At 50.4% G+C, this 17,784-nt stretch carries 18 protein-coding genes; 13 read left to right on the forward strand and 5 right to left on the reverse strand.

The annotated features are described in order from the left end of the window. The first annotated feature begins 206 nt into the window (after positions 1–206). Positions 207–752, forward strand: coding sequence for a TetR/AcrR family transcriptional regulator (locus ACFOLF_RS22100; protein ID WP_210038583.1), 546 nt, complete (start codon positions 207–209; stop codon positions 750–752). A gap of 106 nt (positions 753–858) precedes the next feature. Here the strand turns inward: ACFOLF_RS22100 and ACFOLF_RS22105 are convergent, their stop codons facing one another. Continuing rightward, on the reverse strand, positions 859–1,455 hold the full coding sequence (locus ACFOLF_RS22105; protein ID WP_210038584.1) for a TetR/AcrR family transcriptional regulator: 597 nt from the start codon (positions 1,453–1,455) through the stop codon (positions 859–861). 230 nt (positions 1,456–1,685) lie between these two features. Here ACFOLF_RS22105 and ACFOLF_RS22110 point away from each other — a divergent pair, with 230 nt between their 5' ends. After that, positions 1,686–2,408, forward strand: coding sequence for a DsbA family oxidoreductase (locus tag ACFOLF_RS22110; protein WP_210038585.1), 723 nt, complete (start codon positions 1,686–1,688; stop codon positions 2,406–2,408). An 83-nt stretch (positions 2,409–2,491) separates the two neighbouring features. Next, on the forward strand, positions 2,492–3,613 hold the full coding sequence (locus tag ACFOLF_RS22115; protein WP_210038586.1) for an NADH-dependent flavin oxidoreductase: 1,122 nt from the start codon (positions 2,492–2,494) through the stop codon (positions 3,611–3,613). A gap of 216 nt (positions 3,614–3,829) precedes the next feature. On the opposite strand, the gene ACFOLF_RS22120 is transcribed toward ACFOLF_RS22115, so the two are convergent. The 3 genes from ACFOLF_RS22120 to ACFOLF_RS22130 all read right to left on the reverse strand — a co-directional run bounded on the left by ACFOLF_RS22120 (position 3,830) and on the right by ACFOLF_RS22130 (position 7,303). Continuing rightward, positions 3,830–5,014: an MFS transporter gene (locus ACFOLF_RS22120; protein ID WP_210038587.1), complete on the reverse strand. Its 1,185-nt coding sequence runs from the start codon at positions 5,012–5,014 to the stop codon at positions 3,830–3,832. Between the two features lie 282 nt (positions 5,015–5,296). Continuing rightward, complete coding sequence (locus tag ACFOLF_RS22125) at positions 5,297–6,673, reverse strand: S-layer homology domain-containing protein (RefSeq protein ID WP_210038588.1); 1,377 nt, start codon at positions 6,671–6,673, stop codon at positions 5,297–5,299. 186 nt (positions 6,674–6,859) lie between these two features. Beyond that, entirely contained in the window at positions 6,860–7,303 is a 444-nt protein-coding gene (locus tag ACFOLF_RS22130) for an Rrf2 family transcriptional regulator (protein WP_210038589.1), read from the reverse strand. A gap of 164 nt (positions 7,304–7,467) precedes the next feature. Between ACFOLF_RS22130 and ACFOLF_RS22135 the strand changes: the two genes are divergently transcribed. The 5 genes from ACFOLF_RS22135 to ACFOLF_RS22155 all read left to right on the forward strand — a co-directional run bounded on the left by ACFOLF_RS22135 (position 7,468) and on the right by ACFOLF_RS22155 (position 11,492). Beyond that, positions 7,468–8,106, forward strand: coding sequence for an NAD(P)-dependent oxidoreductase (locus tag ACFOLF_RS22135; RefSeq protein WP_210038590.1), 639 nt, complete (start codon positions 7,468–7,470; stop codon positions 8,104–8,106). Between the two features lie 36 nt (positions 8,107–8,142). Then, positions 8,143–9,021 (forward strand): VOC family protein, encoded by an 879-nt coding sequence (locus ACFOLF_RS22140; RefSeq protein ID WP_210038591.1) that lies wholly within the window; start codon positions 8,143–8,145, stop codon positions 9,019–9,021. A 114-nt stretch (positions 9,022–9,135) separates the two neighbouring features. Continuing rightward, positions 9,136–9,561 (forward strand): hypothetical protein, encoded by a 426-nt coding sequence (locus ACFOLF_RS22145; protein WP_210038592.1) that lies wholly within the window; start codon positions 9,136–9,138, stop codon positions 9,559–9,561. 246 nt (positions 9,562–9,807) lie between these two features. Next, on the forward strand, positions 9,808–10,830 hold the full coding sequence (locus ACFOLF_RS22150; RefSeq protein ID WP_210038593.1) for a phage baseplate protein: 1,023 nt from the start codon (positions 9,808–9,810) through the stop codon (positions 10,828–10,830). A gap of 197 nt (positions 10,831–11,027) precedes the next feature. After that, positions 11,028–11,492 carry a hypothetical protein gene (locus ACFOLF_RS22155; protein WP_210038594.1) on the forward strand — a complete coding sequence of 155 codons (465 nt, stop codon included), beginning with the start codon at positions 11,028–11,030 and terminating at the stop codon, positions 11,490–11,492. A gap of 143 nt (positions 11,493–11,635) precedes the next feature. Here the strand turns inward: ACFOLF_RS22155 and ACFOLF_RS22160 are convergent, their stop codons facing one another. Then, a complete protein-coding gene (locus tag ACFOLF_RS22160) occupies positions 11,636–12,400 on the reverse strand; it encodes a MerR family transcriptional regulator (RefSeq protein ID WP_210038595.1) in 765 nt (254 codons plus the stop codon). Positions 12,401–12,690: 290 nt separating this feature from the next. On the opposite strand from ACFOLF_RS22160, the gene ACFOLF_RS22165 reads away from it, so the two are divergent. The 5 genes from ACFOLF_RS22165 (at position 12,691) to abc-f (ending at position 17,696) form a co-directional block, all read left to right on the forward strand. Continuing rightward, a complete protein-coding gene (locus ACFOLF_RS22165) occupies positions 12,691–13,218 on the forward strand; it encodes a GNAT family N-acetyltransferase (protein ID WP_210038596.1) in 528 nt (175 codons plus the stop codon). A gap of 42 nt (positions 13,219–13,260) precedes the next feature. Further along, complete coding sequence (locus ACFOLF_RS22170; protein ID WP_210038597.1) at positions 13,261–13,644, forward strand: ribosomal maturation YjgA family protein; 384 nt, start codon at positions 13,261–13,263, stop codon at positions 13,642–13,644. Between the two features lie 26 nt (positions 13,645–13,670). Continuing rightward, a complete protein-coding gene (lspA, locus tag ACFOLF_RS22175) occupies positions 13,671–14,132 on the forward strand; it encodes a signal peptidase II (RefSeq protein ID WP_210038598.1) in 462 nt (153 codons plus the stop codon). A 292-nt stretch (positions 14,133–14,424) separates the two neighbouring features. Next, positions 14,425–15,450, forward strand: coding sequence for an NADH:flavin oxidoreductase/NADH oxidase (locus ACFOLF_RS22180; RefSeq protein WP_210038599.1), 1,026 nt, complete (start codon positions 14,425–14,427; stop codon positions 15,448–15,450). 416 nt (positions 15,451–15,866) lie between these two features. Next, positions 15,867–17,696, forward strand: a complete 1,830-nt coding sequence (abc-f, locus tag ACFOLF_RS22185; RefSeq protein ID WP_210038600.1) for a ribosomal protection-like ABC-F family protein — start codon at positions 15,867–15,869, stop codon at positions 17,694–17,696. Positions 17,697–17,784 lie beyond the last annotated feature (88 nt).

A 17,784-nucleotide genomic window follows, 5' to 3' on the forward strand; every position in this document is an offset into this window, starting at 1 on the left:
TTGCGGGTTCGCTCTCCAACAGGCTTTCTCCTTTCTTTATAATTAAACGGTAATCCAATAATAAACCTTGATGTATTAATGAACATCTGTCTATAATTATAAACGGATACAAAAAGCATGCAATTGTTAGATGAGCGTGATTTGTCAATTAGTGAACAATCGCTTGAGTATTGTTTATTATTTTCAGAAAGTCTGGTGGTCCTTTAATGTCTAAAGTGGATAGAAGAATTCTCAAAACGCAAGAAGCGTTAAAAAAAGCGGTTATTGAACTGATGTCCGAGAAAAATTTTGATGCCATTACGATACAGGATATCTCCGATAGGGCAGATGTGAGTCGCGGGACCATCTACCTTCATTATTTGGATAAATATGATTTGCTCGATAAGCTTATAGAGACACATATCAATGAGCTCCGGAAAAAGTGCACAGCGGCAGCTGATATGGATTTTATAAGCGGGTCACCGCTCTGGACCGAATATTTTGAACGAAATTATTTATTCTTTTCGATGATGTTAGCGAGTAAAGGAGCTCCTTATTTTCGTACCCGGTTTCTTGACTTTCTTGTCGAGCAGTTCAGGAAAGAGGTGGATGTAACCAAAGGGAAAAACCAGGGATTACATGAGGATGCTTTTGTCAGGTTTGTTGCATCGGCTTACGTAGGGGTAGTGGAATGGTGGTTCATGAATGAAAAGCCAATCCCGCATCAGGTCTTGGCAGAACAACTGGGGGTATTGTTGGAGAGGAATCTGTAAGCTGTATGACATATAAGGAACAAGCACAAATAATCCCGTCACCAGACGGGATTATTTATATGGCTTATATGAGCTGCAAACCTTGCAGCGTCTAGGTTAACGCTGGTCAAGTCAACTGCCCGTTTTGGGGGACGGCACTCACCAACTGGGAAAAATTTTTTTTGAAGATGTCCCATAATTGCTGCGCCATCATTTCCGGAGAGAGCGGCATTTTATTTTTAATCCACCATTCCACGACTCCGACGAAAGCAGACGCCATATATTGAATGACAACCTCTTTGTTATCCCCATGGTTCACTTCCCCGGTCTTCAATCGCTCGGTAATTCCATTTTTGACCATCAGGATCAACTGCTCCTGAAAACAAGTTATACCTTTATTGCTTAGCATGGAGGAATAGAATAAATAATGTTTTTCAAAATATTGAAACATCGGCAGCGGGGAATTGATAACATCCAATTTTTCCTCGCCAGGCTTCGATAACGTGCAAAACTCCAGCATATGACTCAAATGATCCTTTATACATTTGTCGAGCAAATCATATTTGTCCGTATAGTGGAGATAAAGTGTCCCCCTGTTAAGATTCGCTTTTTCCGAGATGTCATTGATCGTAATGTTTTCGAAGTTCTTCTCGGACATCAACTCAATTAGAGCGTTACTGATGGCTTCCCTCGTTTTCATTATTCTTCTGTCGACTTTAGGCATGATGGCGGATCACCGTCCTTTGATGATTATGAACAAAAACAAATCATATGTTGATTAGTTGACAAAAGCCGGTTTTTTAACGATTGAGATTTTGTTGCGACTCTTTATAATATAAATCAATACATGTTAATTAATCAATTGTTGTTAATTAATCGATGACTGTTGATTAAATGAATCGGCAGCATTCATACATGTAGAGTTATTCCAAATCACAGGAGAGAGGCGAAGGAATGATGAAAATAGAGGTCTGGTCAGATATCATGTGCCCGTTGTGCTATATAGGCAAAACAAATTTGGAAACAGCCCTAGAACAATTTGAACATAAGGCTGAAGTCGAACTCGTTTACAGACCGTTCCAGCTGTTCCCGAATGCTCCGAGCAACACCGGCAAAGATTATTACACCTGGACAGCCGAAATTCATGGCGGAGGGATGTCCACTGATTATGTGAGAGAAGGAAATAAAACGGTGGTCAAGATGGGCAAAGATGTTGGCCTTACCTATAATCTCGACACATTGATTCCATCAAATACGTCAGATGCTCTCCGCGTGGCCGTTTATGCGCAGGAACAGGGTAAAGCAGGAGAGTGGATGGCTCAGGTTTATAAAGCCTATTTTACCGATTCGCTGGATATCGGCGATCACGAAACACTTGCCAGACTTGCTGGCGAGAGCGGCCTTGATGCCCAAGAGGTTCTTGATATGCTGTCCAGCGATAAATACAAGGATACGGTAAAGAAAGAGCGGCAGCATGGGTCCGGGATAGGGATTACAGGCACACCTTTCTATATCATCAATGATAAGTATGCTGTTTCCGGAGTACGGCCAAGCGGCGTGTTCCTGGAGCTGCTTGAACAAGTGTGGAGAGAAGAACATCCTTTGCAGATGCTTGACTCAGGTCCAGATGGCGATTCCGAGGGCGGCCTCTGCGGGGACGGAGTTTGCAAGATTTAACTTGATTTGTGAAACAGAGGCATCTGATGGGGAGGCTCCAACATCCGCTCAGAACTAATTTATCGAAAAGGAGACAACAAAACATGAATCCGGCTTATAAACCCATAGTTGAACCATTTACTTTCCCTTCGGGAGTACAGCTTAAGAACCGCGTATTAATGGCGCCGATGACAAACTCTTCCTCTCTTGAGGATGGAGGCGTGTCAGAGCAAGAATTGGATTATTATCGTGTGCGTTCAGGCGGAGTAGGTGCGGTTATTACAGCGAGCAGCCATGTTTCGCCAGAAGGGAAGGCTTTTATTAATGAAATTGGCGTATATGATGACTCTTTAATACCTGGATTGAAAAAACTGTCAAGTACGATTCAAGGACAGGGGGCTAAAGCGATTTTACAGATTTACCATGCGGGGAGAATGGCCTCGCCTGAGCTTACAGGCGGCAAACAGCCAATAAGCCCAAGCGCTGCAGCCTCAGAACGTCCGGGTTCGGTTGTTCCAAGAGAAATGACGGAAGAAAATATCAAGGATATGATTAAAGCCTTTGGGGAAGCAACCCGCAGAGCAATCGAAGCAGGTTTTGACGGCGTGGAGATTCAGGGCTCAAATACGTACCTGGTTCAGCAATTCTTCTCCCCTCATTCCAACCGCCGGTCTGACCAGTGGGGAGGTACGATTGAAAAAAGAATGACATTTCCGCTTGCCATAATCGACAGCGTAAAACAGGCAGTTGCTGTTCATGCCCAAAATCCGTTCATTGTCGGATATAGATTGTCGCCTGAAGAAAGAGAAAACCCGGGTATAACCATGGAAGATACGCTCCAATTGGTTGACGTTTTGGCCCGGCAAAAGCTGGACTACCTTCATGTCTCCGTACGAGGTTTTTGGGATGGATCAATGCGGGATGAGACGGATACGAAATCACGTGTTCTGCTCATCCAGGAACGGGCAGGCAGCCGTGTACCCGTAATCGGGGTTGGCGAATTATCTTTACCGGAAGATGTTAATAAGGCGCTGAACGCCGGGGTACCTCTATTAGCTTTAGCGCATGCCATCATTATGGAACCGAAATGGGTTGAAAAGGTTCTGAACGATCAAGAAAACGAGATTAGAACGACCCTGCCCAGAACGGCTCAAAAAGACCTGACCATACCGGACGCATTATGGAACATGCTTATTAACGTACCTGGATGGTTTCCGGTTGTTTAAGGGTTCTGACTGAGCCAGCCTCGGGCAGAAACATTTTCCAAGCATGTTTTACAAAGACAAGGCCATCCTGCAAAGGATGGCCTTATTTGAATAATAAGAAAGCATAAAATTTGACCTGTACTTGCTTATATTATTGAGGAAAGCAACTTACTGCGCCACAAAAAGGAAGGCGGCTGCCGTTTCTTCTTCATTGCTGTTTTTTAAACGGATTAAGTATCAGACCGCTTTGCCAAGCTGTGTTCTGGACTGTACACGGTGGTGAAGCACATAGTAGACAACGCCCGACAGAATAACCAGAAGTCCGGCGATGTGGTACATGGTTTCATAATGGGTATGCTGGGCAACCACGCCAAGGACATAGGAACCGATCCCGTAGCCCAGGTCGAACATGAGGAAGAAGGTGCCCGTCGCAAGTCCGCTGCGGCCGCTTGGAGCCGAGCGGAGCGCCACGGTCTGGAAGCAGGGAATAATGGCGCCGTGGCCAAGCCCGATTACAGCTCCCGATAACAGGAAGACGGCCGGAGAATGCGCACTGCCCAGGATCAGCATGCCGATAACGAACAAGGCAATGCCGGGATAAGCCAGCACATGCTCGCCGTAGCGGTCGAATATTTTGCCGATAATGGGGCGGGGAAGCACAATCATAACGGCAAAGACGACGAAAAAGTAACTCGCGACCTCGGTCAGATCGATTTCTTTGGCAAAGACGGAAATGAAAGAAGTCAGCGAGCTGTATGAGAACGCAAGGACGAATCCCGCAAGCGATACCGGCAGCGCCTTGGCTTCCACAATGGAGGACCAGCTCAAGCTGAAAGGCTTGTTCTTGACTGACGCCTCCTTCGGAGCTTCCTTCGTCAGGAAGCCGAAAAGCAGCGAGAAGGCGGTCAGACAGATGCACACGATGAAAAGCACCGTGTAATTGGCCTGATGAACCAGCGTCAGCCCAAGGAACGGCCCGATGACCATCGCCAGGCTCATGAACATGCTGAAGTACCCGATGCCTTCCCCTTTGCGAGCGGCGGGAATCAGCTCTGCGGCCATCGCCCCGGTCATGGTGGAGGACATGCCGTAGCTTCCCCCATGTATGGCTCTGAGCGCGAGCAGAAGAAGCAGGCTGTGGATAGCGGGATACAGCAGGGTGCTTGCGAAAAATAAAGCGAGCGAAAGAACAGCGGCAATCTTGCCGTAGCGGTCCACCCACTGGCCGGCGAGTGGCCGCATAATAACAGCCGCAAGAACATATACGGTAATGACCAGCCCCATCTGCTGGCCGCTTGCGGACAGGCGCTCCGACACGTACTGGGGCAGCGTGGTTGCAAGCATGTAGAAATTCAAAAAAATAAAAAAGCTGCTGAGGCAGATGGCTACGAAATCCCTGGTCCATATTTTGTGATGATTCATGCTGTTCATACTCCTTCTTAAGGCTTCATCTATTCCAGATAACTTGGCAACAAGGGCGTCATCATTTTATCTTAACACAGGATCGGGATCGCCTGCCTGATGATTGTGGAGGAAATAAAAACAAACATCCCGCCGCTGCCGGGTGGGCAGTGACGGGATGCCTTGTTTTATTGAACTATAAGAAAGTATGAAATTCCATCATACTTTGCTTATGTTCTGAGGGAAGAAACTAACTTTACCGCCAAAGGACGGTTTCTGCCATTTCTTCTTACAGGAGAATGTTTATTTAAAATCGTCGCCCTTCAGGTAGCTGTAGAACGGTCTGTCCACCCAGAAGGTCGAGGTAGTGATGTCAATGGCCGGATCAATCGCCTTGAATCCTTGGACAATCGCTGCGGACTGTTCGTTCAGGGAGAAGGACTGCGCATAATAGAAGCCGCTGCCGGTAATTTTGTTGTTGGTGATGAGATCGTAATCTTTCAGCTTGGTTTGGGTATAATAGAGCGGCTGCCACCAGGAAGCGGCAATCAGTCCAGGCTCGTCGTCACTGTCTTTCTTGGCATAAGCAAGCACGACTGGCTGGAAGCGCTGCTTGTCGGCGGCTGTTGCGAATTCGAACGAAATATCATATTCCTTGGCGGATGCGATATAGTTGCCGTTCTCCAGCTTCTTGTAGTGGTTATCGTGATCCGGCGCAGGCTCGCCCCATTCCAGCAAATGAACGAAGGCGGAGGTTTTAGGCTCGAACTGGACCTTGGCCTGTAGTCCTTCGCTGCGCAGCAGTCCGATCAGCTGCACCGCATGCTGAATATCGGAGTGGCCGTATGTAATCGTCAGCGAGTCAATGAAATTCGGATCGTAACGGGAGTCCTTCAGATTATAGCCCGTTACGAGACCCTTCTCCAGCGCACCGTTAACAATCGTTTCCAGTTCGGGAGCCTCAATTACATCGGAGGTCGAGTAAGCGTCAATCAGCTTCGCATAAATATCCGAATCGCCGGTCAAACCAATATAGTGCTCATAGAGGCCCTTGCTTACCAGCACTTGACCCAGAAGCTGTTCAAGGAATGTCTTCGATGCCAGTGCGCCGGGCTTGAGCTCGCCATAAAGCGAAGGCGCCACGAGACCGGTGTCCACAGCAGCAGCGATTTCCTGTGCAGCGGTTTCTGACTGGAAAGCATCCGGCTTCAAATGAAGCTTGTTCAGCGCGGCAGCGGTCTTCGCTTCCGGATAGGTATAGGCCAATTCCTTTAATCCGGCTGCTTTCAAGGCGATGAATACGGCCTGGAAACCACCGACCGGTTCATCCGGATGAATGGCCGGGCCGCTCACAATTCCTTGTTGGCTAAGCGCAGCTGCAGCTTCATAATACGGGCTCGATGGGCTCAAGTCGCTGAAGGTGACAGCGTCAGCTGTGGGCTTGTAGTTCAAAATCAGGGCGAGATCTTGAAGCAATTCACCCTTCGTCGTTGAATCTCCAATCGTCAGATCGAATTTCTCCTGCAGAAATAATGAATAATTGCCGGTCTGGTCAACAGCTGGAGCAAGAGGGCTGGCAGCAGCCCCGGCTGCGGCGGAGCTTAGCGGAACCGCCAATAATAATGACATGGATAAAGCGGCAGCGGACAACCATTTTGGATACGAGATTTTTCTGTACATGAATAATTCCCCCCGAGTGTAGTAGCAAATAACCTTAATTCCGATTGATAAGATTGGAATTATTTTTTTCGATTCTATCATTAGAAAAAAACGCTTGTCAACAGAAATTAAATTTTGTGTTTTCCCACAGTAAAAAGCCCCCTTCATGAAAAGGGGGAGATCAATCATTTTGCAGCTTGATTGAAGCTACGGCTGCTGCTGATTCATTGACATTTTTGCACATTCTGAAGCGATGTCTGCGATCGTCACAGCAGCAAGCTCCGATTCCAGGGCAATCTGCGCTCTTCCGAAGGTGTCCTCTAAAGCATGTTCAATATTGTTTCCTACCGGGCAGTTGGGATTGGGATTCTCATGCAGGGAGAACAGCCCTTCCTGACTGGAATGCTCCACCGCGCAGTATACATCAGCCAGACTGATGTCCTTGGCAGGCCTTAACAGGGTGGCGCCGGGAATGCCCGGCGTGGTGGCAATGATGCCCGCTTTGTTCAATACGCCCATGAGCCGTCTTACGACAACGGGGTTCGTATTGACGCTGCTTGCAATATAGTCGGATGTGATCCGCTTGCCCTCATGCGTTTCGATTAATACTAATATATGCACCGCCACAGCGAGCCGGCTGCTGATTGCCATAAGAAGCACCTCATTTCGTCCTCTATCATCGTCTAACAACGGACATGAAATGTCAACGGGGATACGGGAGCAATAAAGTATTTGACAAAAGTAACCTGTAACAATTATAGTTACAACTATATCAGATATTCTGATAATCATCAACCTGTGAGAGGAGCTTGATTATGAAGATTGCCGTAATCGGAGCAAGCGGTAAGGCGGGCAATGCCATCCTGCTGGAGGCGTTGGACAGGGGCCATGAAGGTACTGCGATTGTGAGAAACCCGTTTAAAATAACCGACAAGCGCGCAGCTGTCGTTCAGAAGGATATTTTCGACCTCACGGCAGAGGACCTCAAGGGACATGACGTCATTGTTAATGCTTTCTCGGCTCCGGCAGGCGAGGAGCATCTGCATGTGGATGCCGGAAATGCGCTTATTGAGGCGCTTAAAGACTCGGCGGGCACGAGGTTGATCGTTGTCGGGGGTGCGGGGAGTCTGTTCGTGGATGAAGAGAAGACGACACGGGTGATGGAAGCGCCCGGATTTCCTGAGGAATATTTTCCTACAGCCTCGAATCAGGGCAAGAACCTGGACATTCTCAAGCAGACAGAAGGCATACAGTGGACTTTTGTCAGTCCGTCGGCTATTTTTGCACTCGGCCGCAGAACCGGGGCCTATCAATCCGGGAAAGATAATCTGCTCGTGAATTCCGCCGGTGAAAGCTATGTGAGCTATGAGGATTTTGCAGTTGCCGTCGTGGATGAAATCGAGAATCCGCAGCATAAGAACGAACGTTTTACCGTTGTTTCCGAATCCAAATGAGCGCGATATGAGAAAAACGCGGAAGAGGTGATTGTAATGTCGAACGCGATTCACCCGGAAACAGGCATCAAGCTTGTCAAGCTGAGGGTCAGCGATCTGAAACGCTCAATCGGGTTCTATCAGGATGTAGTGGGATTAAAGCTGATCAAGGAAGAGAACGGAACGGCCGAGCTTTCGGTGGAGGGCGCGGCTCCCATGCTGCTCCTGGAGGAAATAAAAGGAGCCGTTCAGCGCCCCAGAAGATCAGGAGCGGGCTTGTACCATTTTGCCATCCTGCTGCCGGACCGCAAGTCGCTGGGATTATCCTTGCGCAATCTCATCCGTGCAGGCATTCACATCGGCCAGTCCGACCATCTTGTGAGCGAGGCTCTCTACATTGCGGATCCCGACAATAACGGCATTGAGATCTATCGCGACCGTTCGCGGGAAGAATGGCAACGCGACGCTGCAGGCCATTATATCATGGCGGTTGATCCGATCGATTGGGACGGCCTGCTTGCGGAGGCGGGCGATGATCCCTGGAACGGTCTGCCCGCAGGGACCACGGTCGGGCATATCCATCTGCATGTATCCGATTTGGCCGCGGCTGAGCGTTTTTATATCGATGTGCTCGGGTTTGCTGTTATGGCGCGGATGGGCAATGCGGCTTTGTTTATATCCGCCGGCGGCTATCATCATCATATCGGACTCAATACCTGGGCTGGCGTGGGAGCTCCGCTAACACCCAAGGATGCGGCGGGACTCGCCTATTATGTGATCGGTCTGCCGGACCAGGCTGCGCTTTCTGCTGTCCTTGGACGCTTGCAGGAAGAAGGAGTTCCTGTGGCGCATCACGGGGATGGGACGGTTGTTGTTCTGGATCCCAGCGGCATTGAAATCCGTTTATCGGCTTCAGGGGTTGTTCGACACGTTTAGTCATGATAATCAGCTGGAAACTCCTGTGCGCCAAACCTTGGGTTCGGCCGGATTTTTAGTATAATTTGGCAGCTCTCCTGTTATCCGTTACTATGAACAAAGGGGGAGTGGAAAATGAAACGGATCGTTCTTGCGCTGCTCATGATATTGGCTGTGGCGACAGCCTGCACCACCGAGGCGGATCTCAATCTGGATGATCTAAAGACCGTATTCGCGGACAAAGGGATAATGCTGCTGAATGAGGACGGGACAAAGAATCATTTTGTGCTGAAAGGCCTGAAAGCTACTACCTACAAGCTGGAGAATGACGAATCGGTTTCCTTCTATTTATTCCCCACCGAGAAGAAGCGCGAAGAGGGACTCACGGATTTCAATCAGCAAAAATCGAAATTTGATATGCAAATCCCGGCCATTTATGGAGTGAAGAATGTTCTTATTCTTTATTGGTACGGCGGGCAGACAGGCTCCCCTACCCGGCATGATACGGATATCAAAGAAGCCGTCAAGGCGCTAAGCGCATTGGCGACGGATAATATTTGAACCTGGGCGACTCCCGGGGTTTACATACGCGCGCGGCTTGTCTCCTGCAACGGGAACAGGCTGCGTTTATTTTTTTATAAGGACCTGTTTAGAGAAAATTAATACCCGGAGCGGTTGACTGGGACGATCATCGTCAGTATTTTATAAGTACTGCCCGTCAATGCAGATGCATAATAAAAGGAGGTTCGGGTAAAAGAGGAATGATGATAGTCTGATCGGGATAAGTAGAGTAAGGAGGAGATGAAAATGATGAAAATACGCGTGGCCAAATGGGCCGGAGCTCTGCTGTTCATTCTGCTCGCGGCCATCACGTTCGAAAGTTATACGCAGGCAGCTGTACCCGTCTCGCAAAGGTTTGATCTGACGGACCCTTCCACTCAGCTCATTCGCTCGAAGGCTTTGCACAATAATACCGTCCTGCAGTCGTTTGCTTTTGACAATACGAATAAGAAAATCTTCACGGTCCAGCTCATGGCGGGAGGCCAGCAGCTGCCTGGGGAATCGGCTCCTGTATCCGGCGCCAACCGGGCATTGAATGGCGATTTATGCGTGACGAAGCTGGACTTGTCAGGGAATGTGGAAGGATATATGTTCTTGAAGGGATTTGGGCATGGTGTTCAAATCGGTGCTGAGCCGGTGGGTTCCGCTTCGTATTTGTGGACAGAGGTTGATGCGCTCAGCGATGGAACATCCGGCTGGGGCTCCAAGCTGGCACGGTTTCAATTCGTGAACGGTCAGGTGCTGACCTCAGCTTCCTCTTCATTGACGAAGTTCGAGCTCGTACCGGGCGCAGACCGCACAACAGTCAATATCGATATGACCCACGGGTATTTGACCATGCGTTATCGTGAGGACGGTTCTTTCCGCTATGGCGTGTACAGCCTGGCTCAGGTGAAAGCAGGGAATTACACAGCTTTTGCGGATATTGCCCAGCCGTCCGGTCTTGGCACATTCCAGGGCTTCACCTCCTTCGGAAGCACTTTGTACCTCTTGGAGGGAAATTCGTACAACTCGACCACTTCTATCTATCCGAACGGCAACACGTACATTACCAGTGTTAACCTGAATAACGGCATTGTCAGCGACAAGCAGCTGACCAAGGCAGGCTACACACTCACCTTCAGGGAGCCTGAAGGTATGGCCGTCCAGATTCCCGACACGAATCATCCGGAGAACGCGCGGCTTGGCATCGGGCTGGCTTCAACGGTATCGGAGAGCAATACATCCAAGCTGGCCAGTATTTATTATAAGGATTCATTAACGGATTAAGGAGTTTAATTAAACAGGAAGACGATCTAATCAAAAACGTCCGGATGGGTCTTATGCTTCGTTTCAGAGGCATATGGTTCCATTCAGGCGTTTTTTTTCTACGCAAACCAGCGGACCGGGTATGGGAAAGCGACTTAAATAGAAATTTGATACGAATTGTATATAGAGGACTTTAAAATGATAAGGGATGTGGTGGAATGCAGGATCGGTCCTTAATCACAATGGAAGAAATGATCCTGGAGGCGGAGCTGTTTCAATCCGTTTATCCGGATTTAATAGGAGAGATTGACCGGGGTGAGGTCGCGCATGGCAAGCTGAATGATTTTCAGCTTATGCAGGCGGTGGCGCATGCCAAGAACGGATTGGGGGTTCTTAGCTTCGAGCGCCGCCAGGTGATCAACGCGGTTTTTGATGCGTTCACAACCATTTACCGCAAGGATGGCCGGGGCTCGGCGGAGCGGTGGGCGAAGCAGTCATTTGGATGCTTCAGCAGCAGCTTGTCGGTGAAGGAGAAGGATATCGCCGATATCGTGATGAAAATCGACGAGCTGTCCCGGCTCATCCAGGGGAAGGAGTCCGAGCTGCTCCAGCTGTACCGGGAGCTGAATATGCTGCAGAGGTATTTGGCGCAGGAGGAAGGCGTTCAGCCGAATCCTTCCTGACAGCTTTCCCATAGCGGCCTATCATAGGCAGCGCGGCTTGGGCTGCGGCCCTCCACAAGCGGGCTGTGCGCCGCTTGCTGCGCTTGTGAGGATCAAAACCCCGTCCACGCGGCCATGCCGGGGGATGGGGTTTTGATTATTTTTTATTTTCCCGCACCGGTGTAGATGTGGATCGCATCTCTCAGAAATTCTGCCGTTCCCGGCTGAGCGGCGTCATAATGGGCCTTGAACCGCTCGTCGTCGACGTACATTTGCGCGAGCCCGGCATGGGCTTCCTTGCTGTAATTGCTCCAATAAAAGGTGAGCCACTGTTTGTGCAGGTCGGCCGCCTTCTGGGCGAGCCCGCCCGCCGGATCGCCCTCTTTGAATGCTTCTGCGAGTGTGACCGTTAATTCTTCCGCCAGGCGGGTCACCTCGGCATGCTCCTCCTGCGTCATGTTCATGAATTTCTGATTGGACTTGTCGATTGCCTCGTTTCCGTATTTCCGGCGAATCTCTTCTCCGTATTTGTCTTCATTGCCTTCAACCATCTTCTGTTTGAAGCCTTCAAATTTCTGCTGATCGGTCATGGTCGTTCTCCCTTCTGCCGCTGAAATGGTTTGTTCCACATTGGCGATGAGCGTATCAAGCTGCCTGCGTCTGTCAAGGAGCTGTGCGTAATGCGTCCGGAGTGCCTCGGCACTGTCGAAGGATGGAGCGGTCACGACCTCCCTGACCCGTTCCAGCGGGAACCCAAGCTCTCTGAAAAACAAAATTTGCTGCAGTCGGTCGACCTCCGCCTGACCGTAGATCCGGTAACCGGACGAATTGATCCGGGCCGGTTTGAGAATGCCGATCTGATCGTAATAGCGGAGCGTCCTTGTGCTGATTCCAGCAAGCCTGCCTAGCTTCTGTACGGTATATTCCATGCCTTCGCCTCCTGACATTTCTAAATGTACACCTTTACGCCGCGTCAATGTCAATGCCGTCATCGCGGATTTATTTCGCGGCAGACTAATTCTGTAAATGGATATTATTGGAACATAAATAAGCACATATGTTTGCTGCCATCCCGGCTTTTATGGTAAATTAAATTCAATATGAAGAGCATCGCTGGCAAGCCTTCATGCTAGCACTATCATATACCTATCGGGACCTCCTGATTCACAACATGCACATGCAATAGAACAGACCATGATCCATTATGGGAGGCGCATATATGATAAACCAAGTTATACTGGTCGAACCATCCCTGGAGTACCGCGATTTATATATGGACTTTTATGAGGACTGGCTTGGGAGCGGTGAGGACATGGTGCCCTGGGTGATTGAGAGGGATCCTTCTAATTTTGAGGCGTATGTTGCATTCTTGTATGCGGAAGACAGCGAGGACAAGCTGACAAGAGAGAGCTGGGTGCCCCACTCCACCTATTGGCTGATCAATGAAGCGGATAAGCTTGTTGGCGCAGTCAATATCCGCCACCGGCTGAATCAGAAATTATCCGAAAGCGGCGGGAATATTGGTTATGGCATCCGTCCTTCCGAGAGGCGCAAGGGTTACGCCGGAGCCTTATTGGCCAAATCCCTGATCAGAACCAGAGAGCTTGGCCTGAACCGGGTGCTGGTTGTTTGCGACCAAGGGAATATCGGCTCTGAGAAGACCATTCTCAAAAATGGCGGCATATTTGAATCGGAGTTCACCGAAGCGAATGGGAATATCATCAGGAGATTCTGGATTGAGCTGTAGAGGCCGGCGCGGACAGTCATTTGAAAATAGTTGGTGGAGGCCATGAAGGCAAGAATGTATTATATCATGGCGGTATTTATCGTTATGGTGCTGGGCTACGGCTCCAGAGCATATTCCGAAACGCTGCCCGGTTTCGTGTCCGAGCACTTCGGAGATGCACTTTGGGCGGGTATGATCTATTTTGGCGTTCGTTTCTTATGGGTCCACAAGCGCTTATCCTGGGCATTCAGGGTGAGCTTGATATTTTGCTTTGCCATTGAGTTCAGCCAGCTCTATCAGGCGGATTGGATCAATGGCATAAGGAGCACGCTTGCAGGCTCGTTGATACTGGGAAAAGGGTTCCTGGCTGTGGACTTGCTCCGCTACAGTATTGGAATTCTGGTTTCCTGCATGATAGATGCCGCTCTTCGAAGGAATCAGTCATGACAGGCAAGTGAAATGGAGATGAACGAATGCTATTTTATATCATTACTGTAGTGGTTATCCTTATTGATCAAATATCAAAAGGCCTTATCCGCATGTCGATGGAAGTGGGGGAGACGATTTCCATTTGGCCGGGCGTCCTGCGATTTATTCATTACGAAAACACCGGTGCAGCCATGAGCTCCTTTCAGGGCTTTGGCCGTTATTTTGTCATTGTTGCGGTGGTCCTTGCTGCGGCCGTGCTTTACTACCGGCGTCAAGGGGAGCTGCGCGGCGTGATGCTGGAGCTGATTACAGGGCTAATGGTTGGCGGAGCGCTGGGTAATGCTATTGATCGGGCGGTATTCGGCAAGGTGACGGATTTTATCTCGCTCGGGAAAGGGGGAGGAAGCATGAATGTGGCGGATATCGCCATCACAATCAGCTTCTTCCTCATTCTCGCCCGTCTGGCCTTGCATAAAAGAATCTCCTCCCATTCAAGGAGAGTATAAATGTACGGTGATTAATTTATACCCTTAATTATCTGCGTTGCGCTTCAGTCGCGCTCTAACATTTGCACTGCTGCAATACCCAATAAGGGTGTGGTTGTGACCGCAAGATTTTATCCCGATGAACATTCATCGGGATATTTGTGTTTGCCGATGCAGGATAAAATTTATAAATTCACATATATCCTGGTAAAATAAAATAATGCTCCCACTATTCAATTGGAAAGATGAAGGGTTATAATACTCTATAGATTATAAAGTAACTTAAAGTAATATTGTAGAGGAGGAAACAACCTTGTCCAGATTAAATCAAACTTTCTCAATTAAAGGCCTGACGCTCCGCAACCGGATTGTCATGCCTCCAATGTGTCAGTATTCCGTCAGCGCCAAGGACGGCAAGCCGAATGAGTGGCATGATGTGCATTATACTTCCCGTGCTGTAGGGGGTACCGGGCTGATCATCATAGAAATGACGGATGTGGAACCGGACGGACGGATAAGCGATTATGATCTTGGCATATGGTCGGATGAGCATGTGCCGGCGTTTGCCCGCGTTATTGAGGGCATACACCGTTTCGGCGCCAAAGCCGGCATTCAAATCGCCCATGCAGGACGCAAGGCGGGGGATGCGGAAGTGCCGGTCGGTCCTTCTGCCATCCGTTTTAGTGAAGACTTCAAGCAGCCGCATGCGCTGACGACTGAAGAAACGGAAGCCATGGTTGTCAAATTCGGAGATGCCTCCAGGCGGGCAGTGGAGGCGGGCGTGGACACGATTGAGGTGCATGGGGCACATGGTTATCTGATTCATCAGTTCCACTCGCCATCGATTAACAATCGCGATGATAAATACGGACAGGACCGTGCTCTGTTCGGTGTTGAAGTGCTGCGGGCGGTTAAGGCTCAAATGCCGTCAGACATGCCGCTTATCATGCGGTTATCGGCAATTGAATATATGGATGGAGGATACGGCGTCGAATACGCGCTAGAGATGGCGCGCCGTTACCTTGATGCGGGTGTGGATATCTTTCACGTGAGCAGCGGCGGGGACGGCCCTGTCGGCAAGCTCAAGCCGGGCAATTATCCCGGTTACCATCTGCCGCTTGCACGAAAATTCAAGGAAGCGCTGGGCGTGCCGGTTATCGCGGTTGGCATATTGGACGATCCGGAGCTTGCGCTTGCGGCAGTAGCAAATGGCGATGCGGATCTGGTCGCGGTTGGACGGGGAATGCTGAACGACCCGTACTGGGCGGCGCATGCTATTCGCGCTACCGGCGGCGAATGGAAGGAACTGCTTCCGAAGCAGTATGACAGAATCCTGTAAGCGGTCTGCTGGATTTGGCCATTTTCCCTGATACGGCTTGAATTGATGCTGTTAATCGATATATAATGGAACCGTTCCAATATACCAATGACCTTACGGAGGACCCACGCCGATGAATTAATCACATGAATCCCAAGATAACTTGTCAATGTGCAAGCAGCGTTCGTCTATAGCGCGAACCGGTCTGGGATACGTGTGTCAACGCGGGGGTACTCTTTTTATATGAAGCAAGGTGCAGATGGGCTGCGAAAATGCTTGACGCTGTCGGAGATGTCTATTTCAGGCGCTTCGTCTTGCGTTCAGGCATATTAGCGGCATGGTTCATGCTGTTCCCCTGCTTCCCCCGGACACGTATAATGACCGCGAGCTGCTGGCCGCGGTTTTTTGTGTTTCCATTTGGGATCGGGGGAATGACAATGTATGTCGTCAAGGCGTCTGGACTAAAACATGAATATGGCGGGGAACCGCTGTTTGAAGATATTGATTTGGAAATCAGGAAGGGCGAGCGGGTGGCTCTGTTCGGCAGCAACGGCATCGGCAAGACTACGCTTCTCCAGGGCTTGTTCGGCCGGATCCATCTGACAAGCGGGGATATTCACCGCATGCTCCCGCTAACGGATTGGGGCTCGATCGATCAGCTGGTGGAGCAGGGGGAAGAACTGTCCACACTGGAATTTGTCCAGTTTGGCTCGACCGAGCTATATAATCTTAAGCGCACATTACACGACCTGCAGACGCGCTTAAGTACCGGAGACAAAGAATCCGACGTTATGGACCAGTACAGCCGAACGTACGACAGGTATATACAGCTGGATGGGTATGGCTGGGAAGTGAAGACGGAGAAATGCCTGCAGCAGCTGAAACTGGATCCGGCGCTGTGGAAGCTGCCGTTCTGCCAGCTGAGCGGCGGGCAGAAAACAAGAGCGCAGCTGGCGGCGCTGATGGTCAGGGAGCCTGAGTTTATTGTGCTGGATGAGCCGACCAACCATCTGGATGCGGAGATGCTCGGCTGGTTGGAGGAGTGGGTGCGGTTCTATCCGGGCACCGTGCTGTATGTATCGCATGACCGCGCTTTTATAGACCAAACGGCAACAACTGTGATTGAGCTGTCCCGTCACGGCTGCCGTCGTTATCCCGGCGGGTACACCGATTACCGCAAGCAGAAGGATCTGGAGCTGCGGACGCAGGAAGCGCTGTATGCGAAGCAGCAGCAGGAGAAGGAGAAGCTTCTCGAGAGTATCCGCCGCTACTCGGAGTGGTTTCAGCAATCGCATAAGGCTGCGGGCCAGAATGATTTCTACCGGTCGAAGGCGAAGAAGAACGTCTCCCGCATGCACGCCAAGGAATCCGCGCTCGATAAGCTGGAACAGGAAGGGGTGCAGAAGCCGCGCGAATCAGCCCGCTTGAGCATGCGGCTGGAGGACGCGGGGTTCGCAGCAACGACTCTGCTTCGGCTCGAGAATGCGGGCTTTGCGTATGAGGGAACGCCCGAGATATTCCGGAACCTCCAGCTGTCGGTGAACCGCGGCGACCGGATTGCCATTCTGGGGCCTAACGGCGCAGGCAAATCCACGCTGCTGAAGCTGGCGGCTGGCCTGCTGCCGCCGACTTCCGGGGCCGTGCGTCTGCATCCGCAGACCAGAATCGGTTATTTTGCCCAGGAGCTTGGCAATCTGGATGAGGAGGAGACCATCCTCGGGAGCTTGCTTTCCCTTCCCGATATGACGCAGTCGCAGGCGCGGACCATTCTTGGCTGCTTCATGTTCAAGCGCGAGGAGGTCTTCAAGAAAATCGCCGGTCTGAGCATGGGCGAGAAATGCCGGGTGGCCTTCCTGAAGCTGTATTTTGGCCGCGCCAATCTGCTGGTTCTGGATGAACCGACCAACTATCTGGATATCGACACCCGGGAGCGTGTGGAGGAGGCGCTGCAGCAGTATCCCGGAGCGCTGCTGCTCGTTACGCATGACCGGTATTTGATCCGCAAGACGGCGAACCGGCTGATCCTGATGGACAACAATCAAGCTCCGGAGCTGTTTCCCGGGACATACGAGGAATATGCGTCCCGCAGCCGGACTCATCCGCTCAATACGGATGGGCAGGAACGCGCGAATGAGTGCGGACAGCTTGAGCTCCGCCTGGTCCGATTGATGAACGAGGCGGAGCCGGAGAATGAGCTGCAGCAGAAAAAGCTGATGCAGGAAATTAAAGAGCTGCAAAAGCAGATCGCGCTATTGAGGCAGATATAGAATCTGCATATGGATTGTCTGAAAGCATAGCTATTGCAAAGAAGCCGGAAGCGATGAACTGAGCGCTTCCGGCTTCTTTGTGCATGGC

The sequence above is a fragment of the Paenibacillus sepulcri genome (genome assembly GCF_042647105.1).
GTDB classification, from domain to species: Bacteria; Bacillota; Bacilli; order Paenibacillales; family Paenibacillaceae; genus Paenibacillus_Z; species Paenibacillus_Z sepulcri.

Excerpts from the sequence above, each read along its gene's own strand:
- ACFOLF_RS22100 (WP_210038583.1), top strand. The coding sequence starts at position 207 with ATGTCTAAAGTGGATAGAAGAATTCTCAAAACGCAAGAAGCGTTAAAA.
- ACFOLF_RS22105 (WP_210038584.1), bottom strand. The coding sequence starts at position 1,455 with ATGCCTAAAGTCGACAGAAGAATAATGAAAACGAGGGAAGCCATCAGT.
- ACFOLF_RS22110 (WP_210038585.1), top strand. The coding sequence starts at position 1,686 with ATGATGAAAATAGAGGTCTGGTCAGATATCATGTGCCCGTTGTGCTAT.
- ACFOLF_RS22115 (WP_210038586.1), top strand. The coding sequence starts at position 2,492 with ATGAATCCGGCTTATAAACCCATAGTTGAACCATTTACTTTCCCTTCG.
- ACFOLF_RS22120 (WP_210038587.1), bottom strand. The coding sequence starts at position 5,014 with ATGAATCATCACAAAATATGGACCAGGGATTTCGTAGCCATCTGCCTC.
- ACFOLF_RS22125 (WP_210038588.1), bottom strand. The coding sequence starts at position 6,673 with ATGTACAGAAAAATCTCGTATCCAAAATGGTTGTCCGCTGCCGCTTTA.
- ACFOLF_RS22130 (WP_210038589.1), bottom strand. The coding sequence starts at position 7,303 with ATGGCAATCAGCAGCCGGCTCGCTGTGGCGGTGCATATATTAGTATTA.
- ACFOLF_RS22135 (WP_210038590.1), top strand. The coding sequence starts at position 7,468 with ATGAAGATTGCCGTAATCGGAGCAAGCGGTAAGGCGGGCAATGCCATC.
- ACFOLF_RS22140 (WP_210038591.1), top strand. The coding sequence starts at position 8,143 with ATGTCGAACGCGATTCACCCGGAAACAGGCATCAAGCTTGTCAAGCTG.
- ACFOLF_RS22145 (WP_210038592.1), top strand. The coding sequence starts at position 9,136 with ATGAAACGGATCGTTCTTGCGCTGCTCATGATATTGGCTGTGGCGACA.
- ACFOLF_RS22150 (WP_210038593.1), top strand. The coding sequence starts at position 9,808 with ATGATGAAAATACGCGTGGCCAAATGGGCCGGAGCTCTGCTGTTCATT.
- ACFOLF_RS22155 (WP_210038594.1), top strand. The coding sequence starts at position 11,028 with ATGCAGGATCGGTCCTTAATCACAATGGAAGAAATGATCCTGGAGGCG.
- ACFOLF_RS22160 (WP_210038595.1), bottom strand. The coding sequence starts at position 12,400 with ATGGAATATACCGTACAGAAGCTAGGCAGGCTTGCTGGAATCAGCACA.
- ACFOLF_RS22165 (WP_210038596.1), top strand. The coding sequence starts at position 12,691 with ATGATAAACCAAGTTATACTGGTCGAACCATCCCTGGAGTACCGCGAT.
- ACFOLF_RS22170 (WP_210038597.1), top strand. The coding sequence starts at position 13,261 with ATGAAGGCAAGAATGTATTATATCATGGCGGTATTTATCGTTATGGTG.
- lspA (WP_210038598.1), top strand. The coding sequence starts at position 13,671 with ATGCTATTTTATATCATTACTGTAGTGGTTATCCTTATTGATCAAATA.
- abc-f (WP_210038600.1), top strand. The coding sequence starts at position 15,867 with ATGTATGTCGTCAAGGCGTCTGGACTAAAACATGAATATGGCGGGGAA.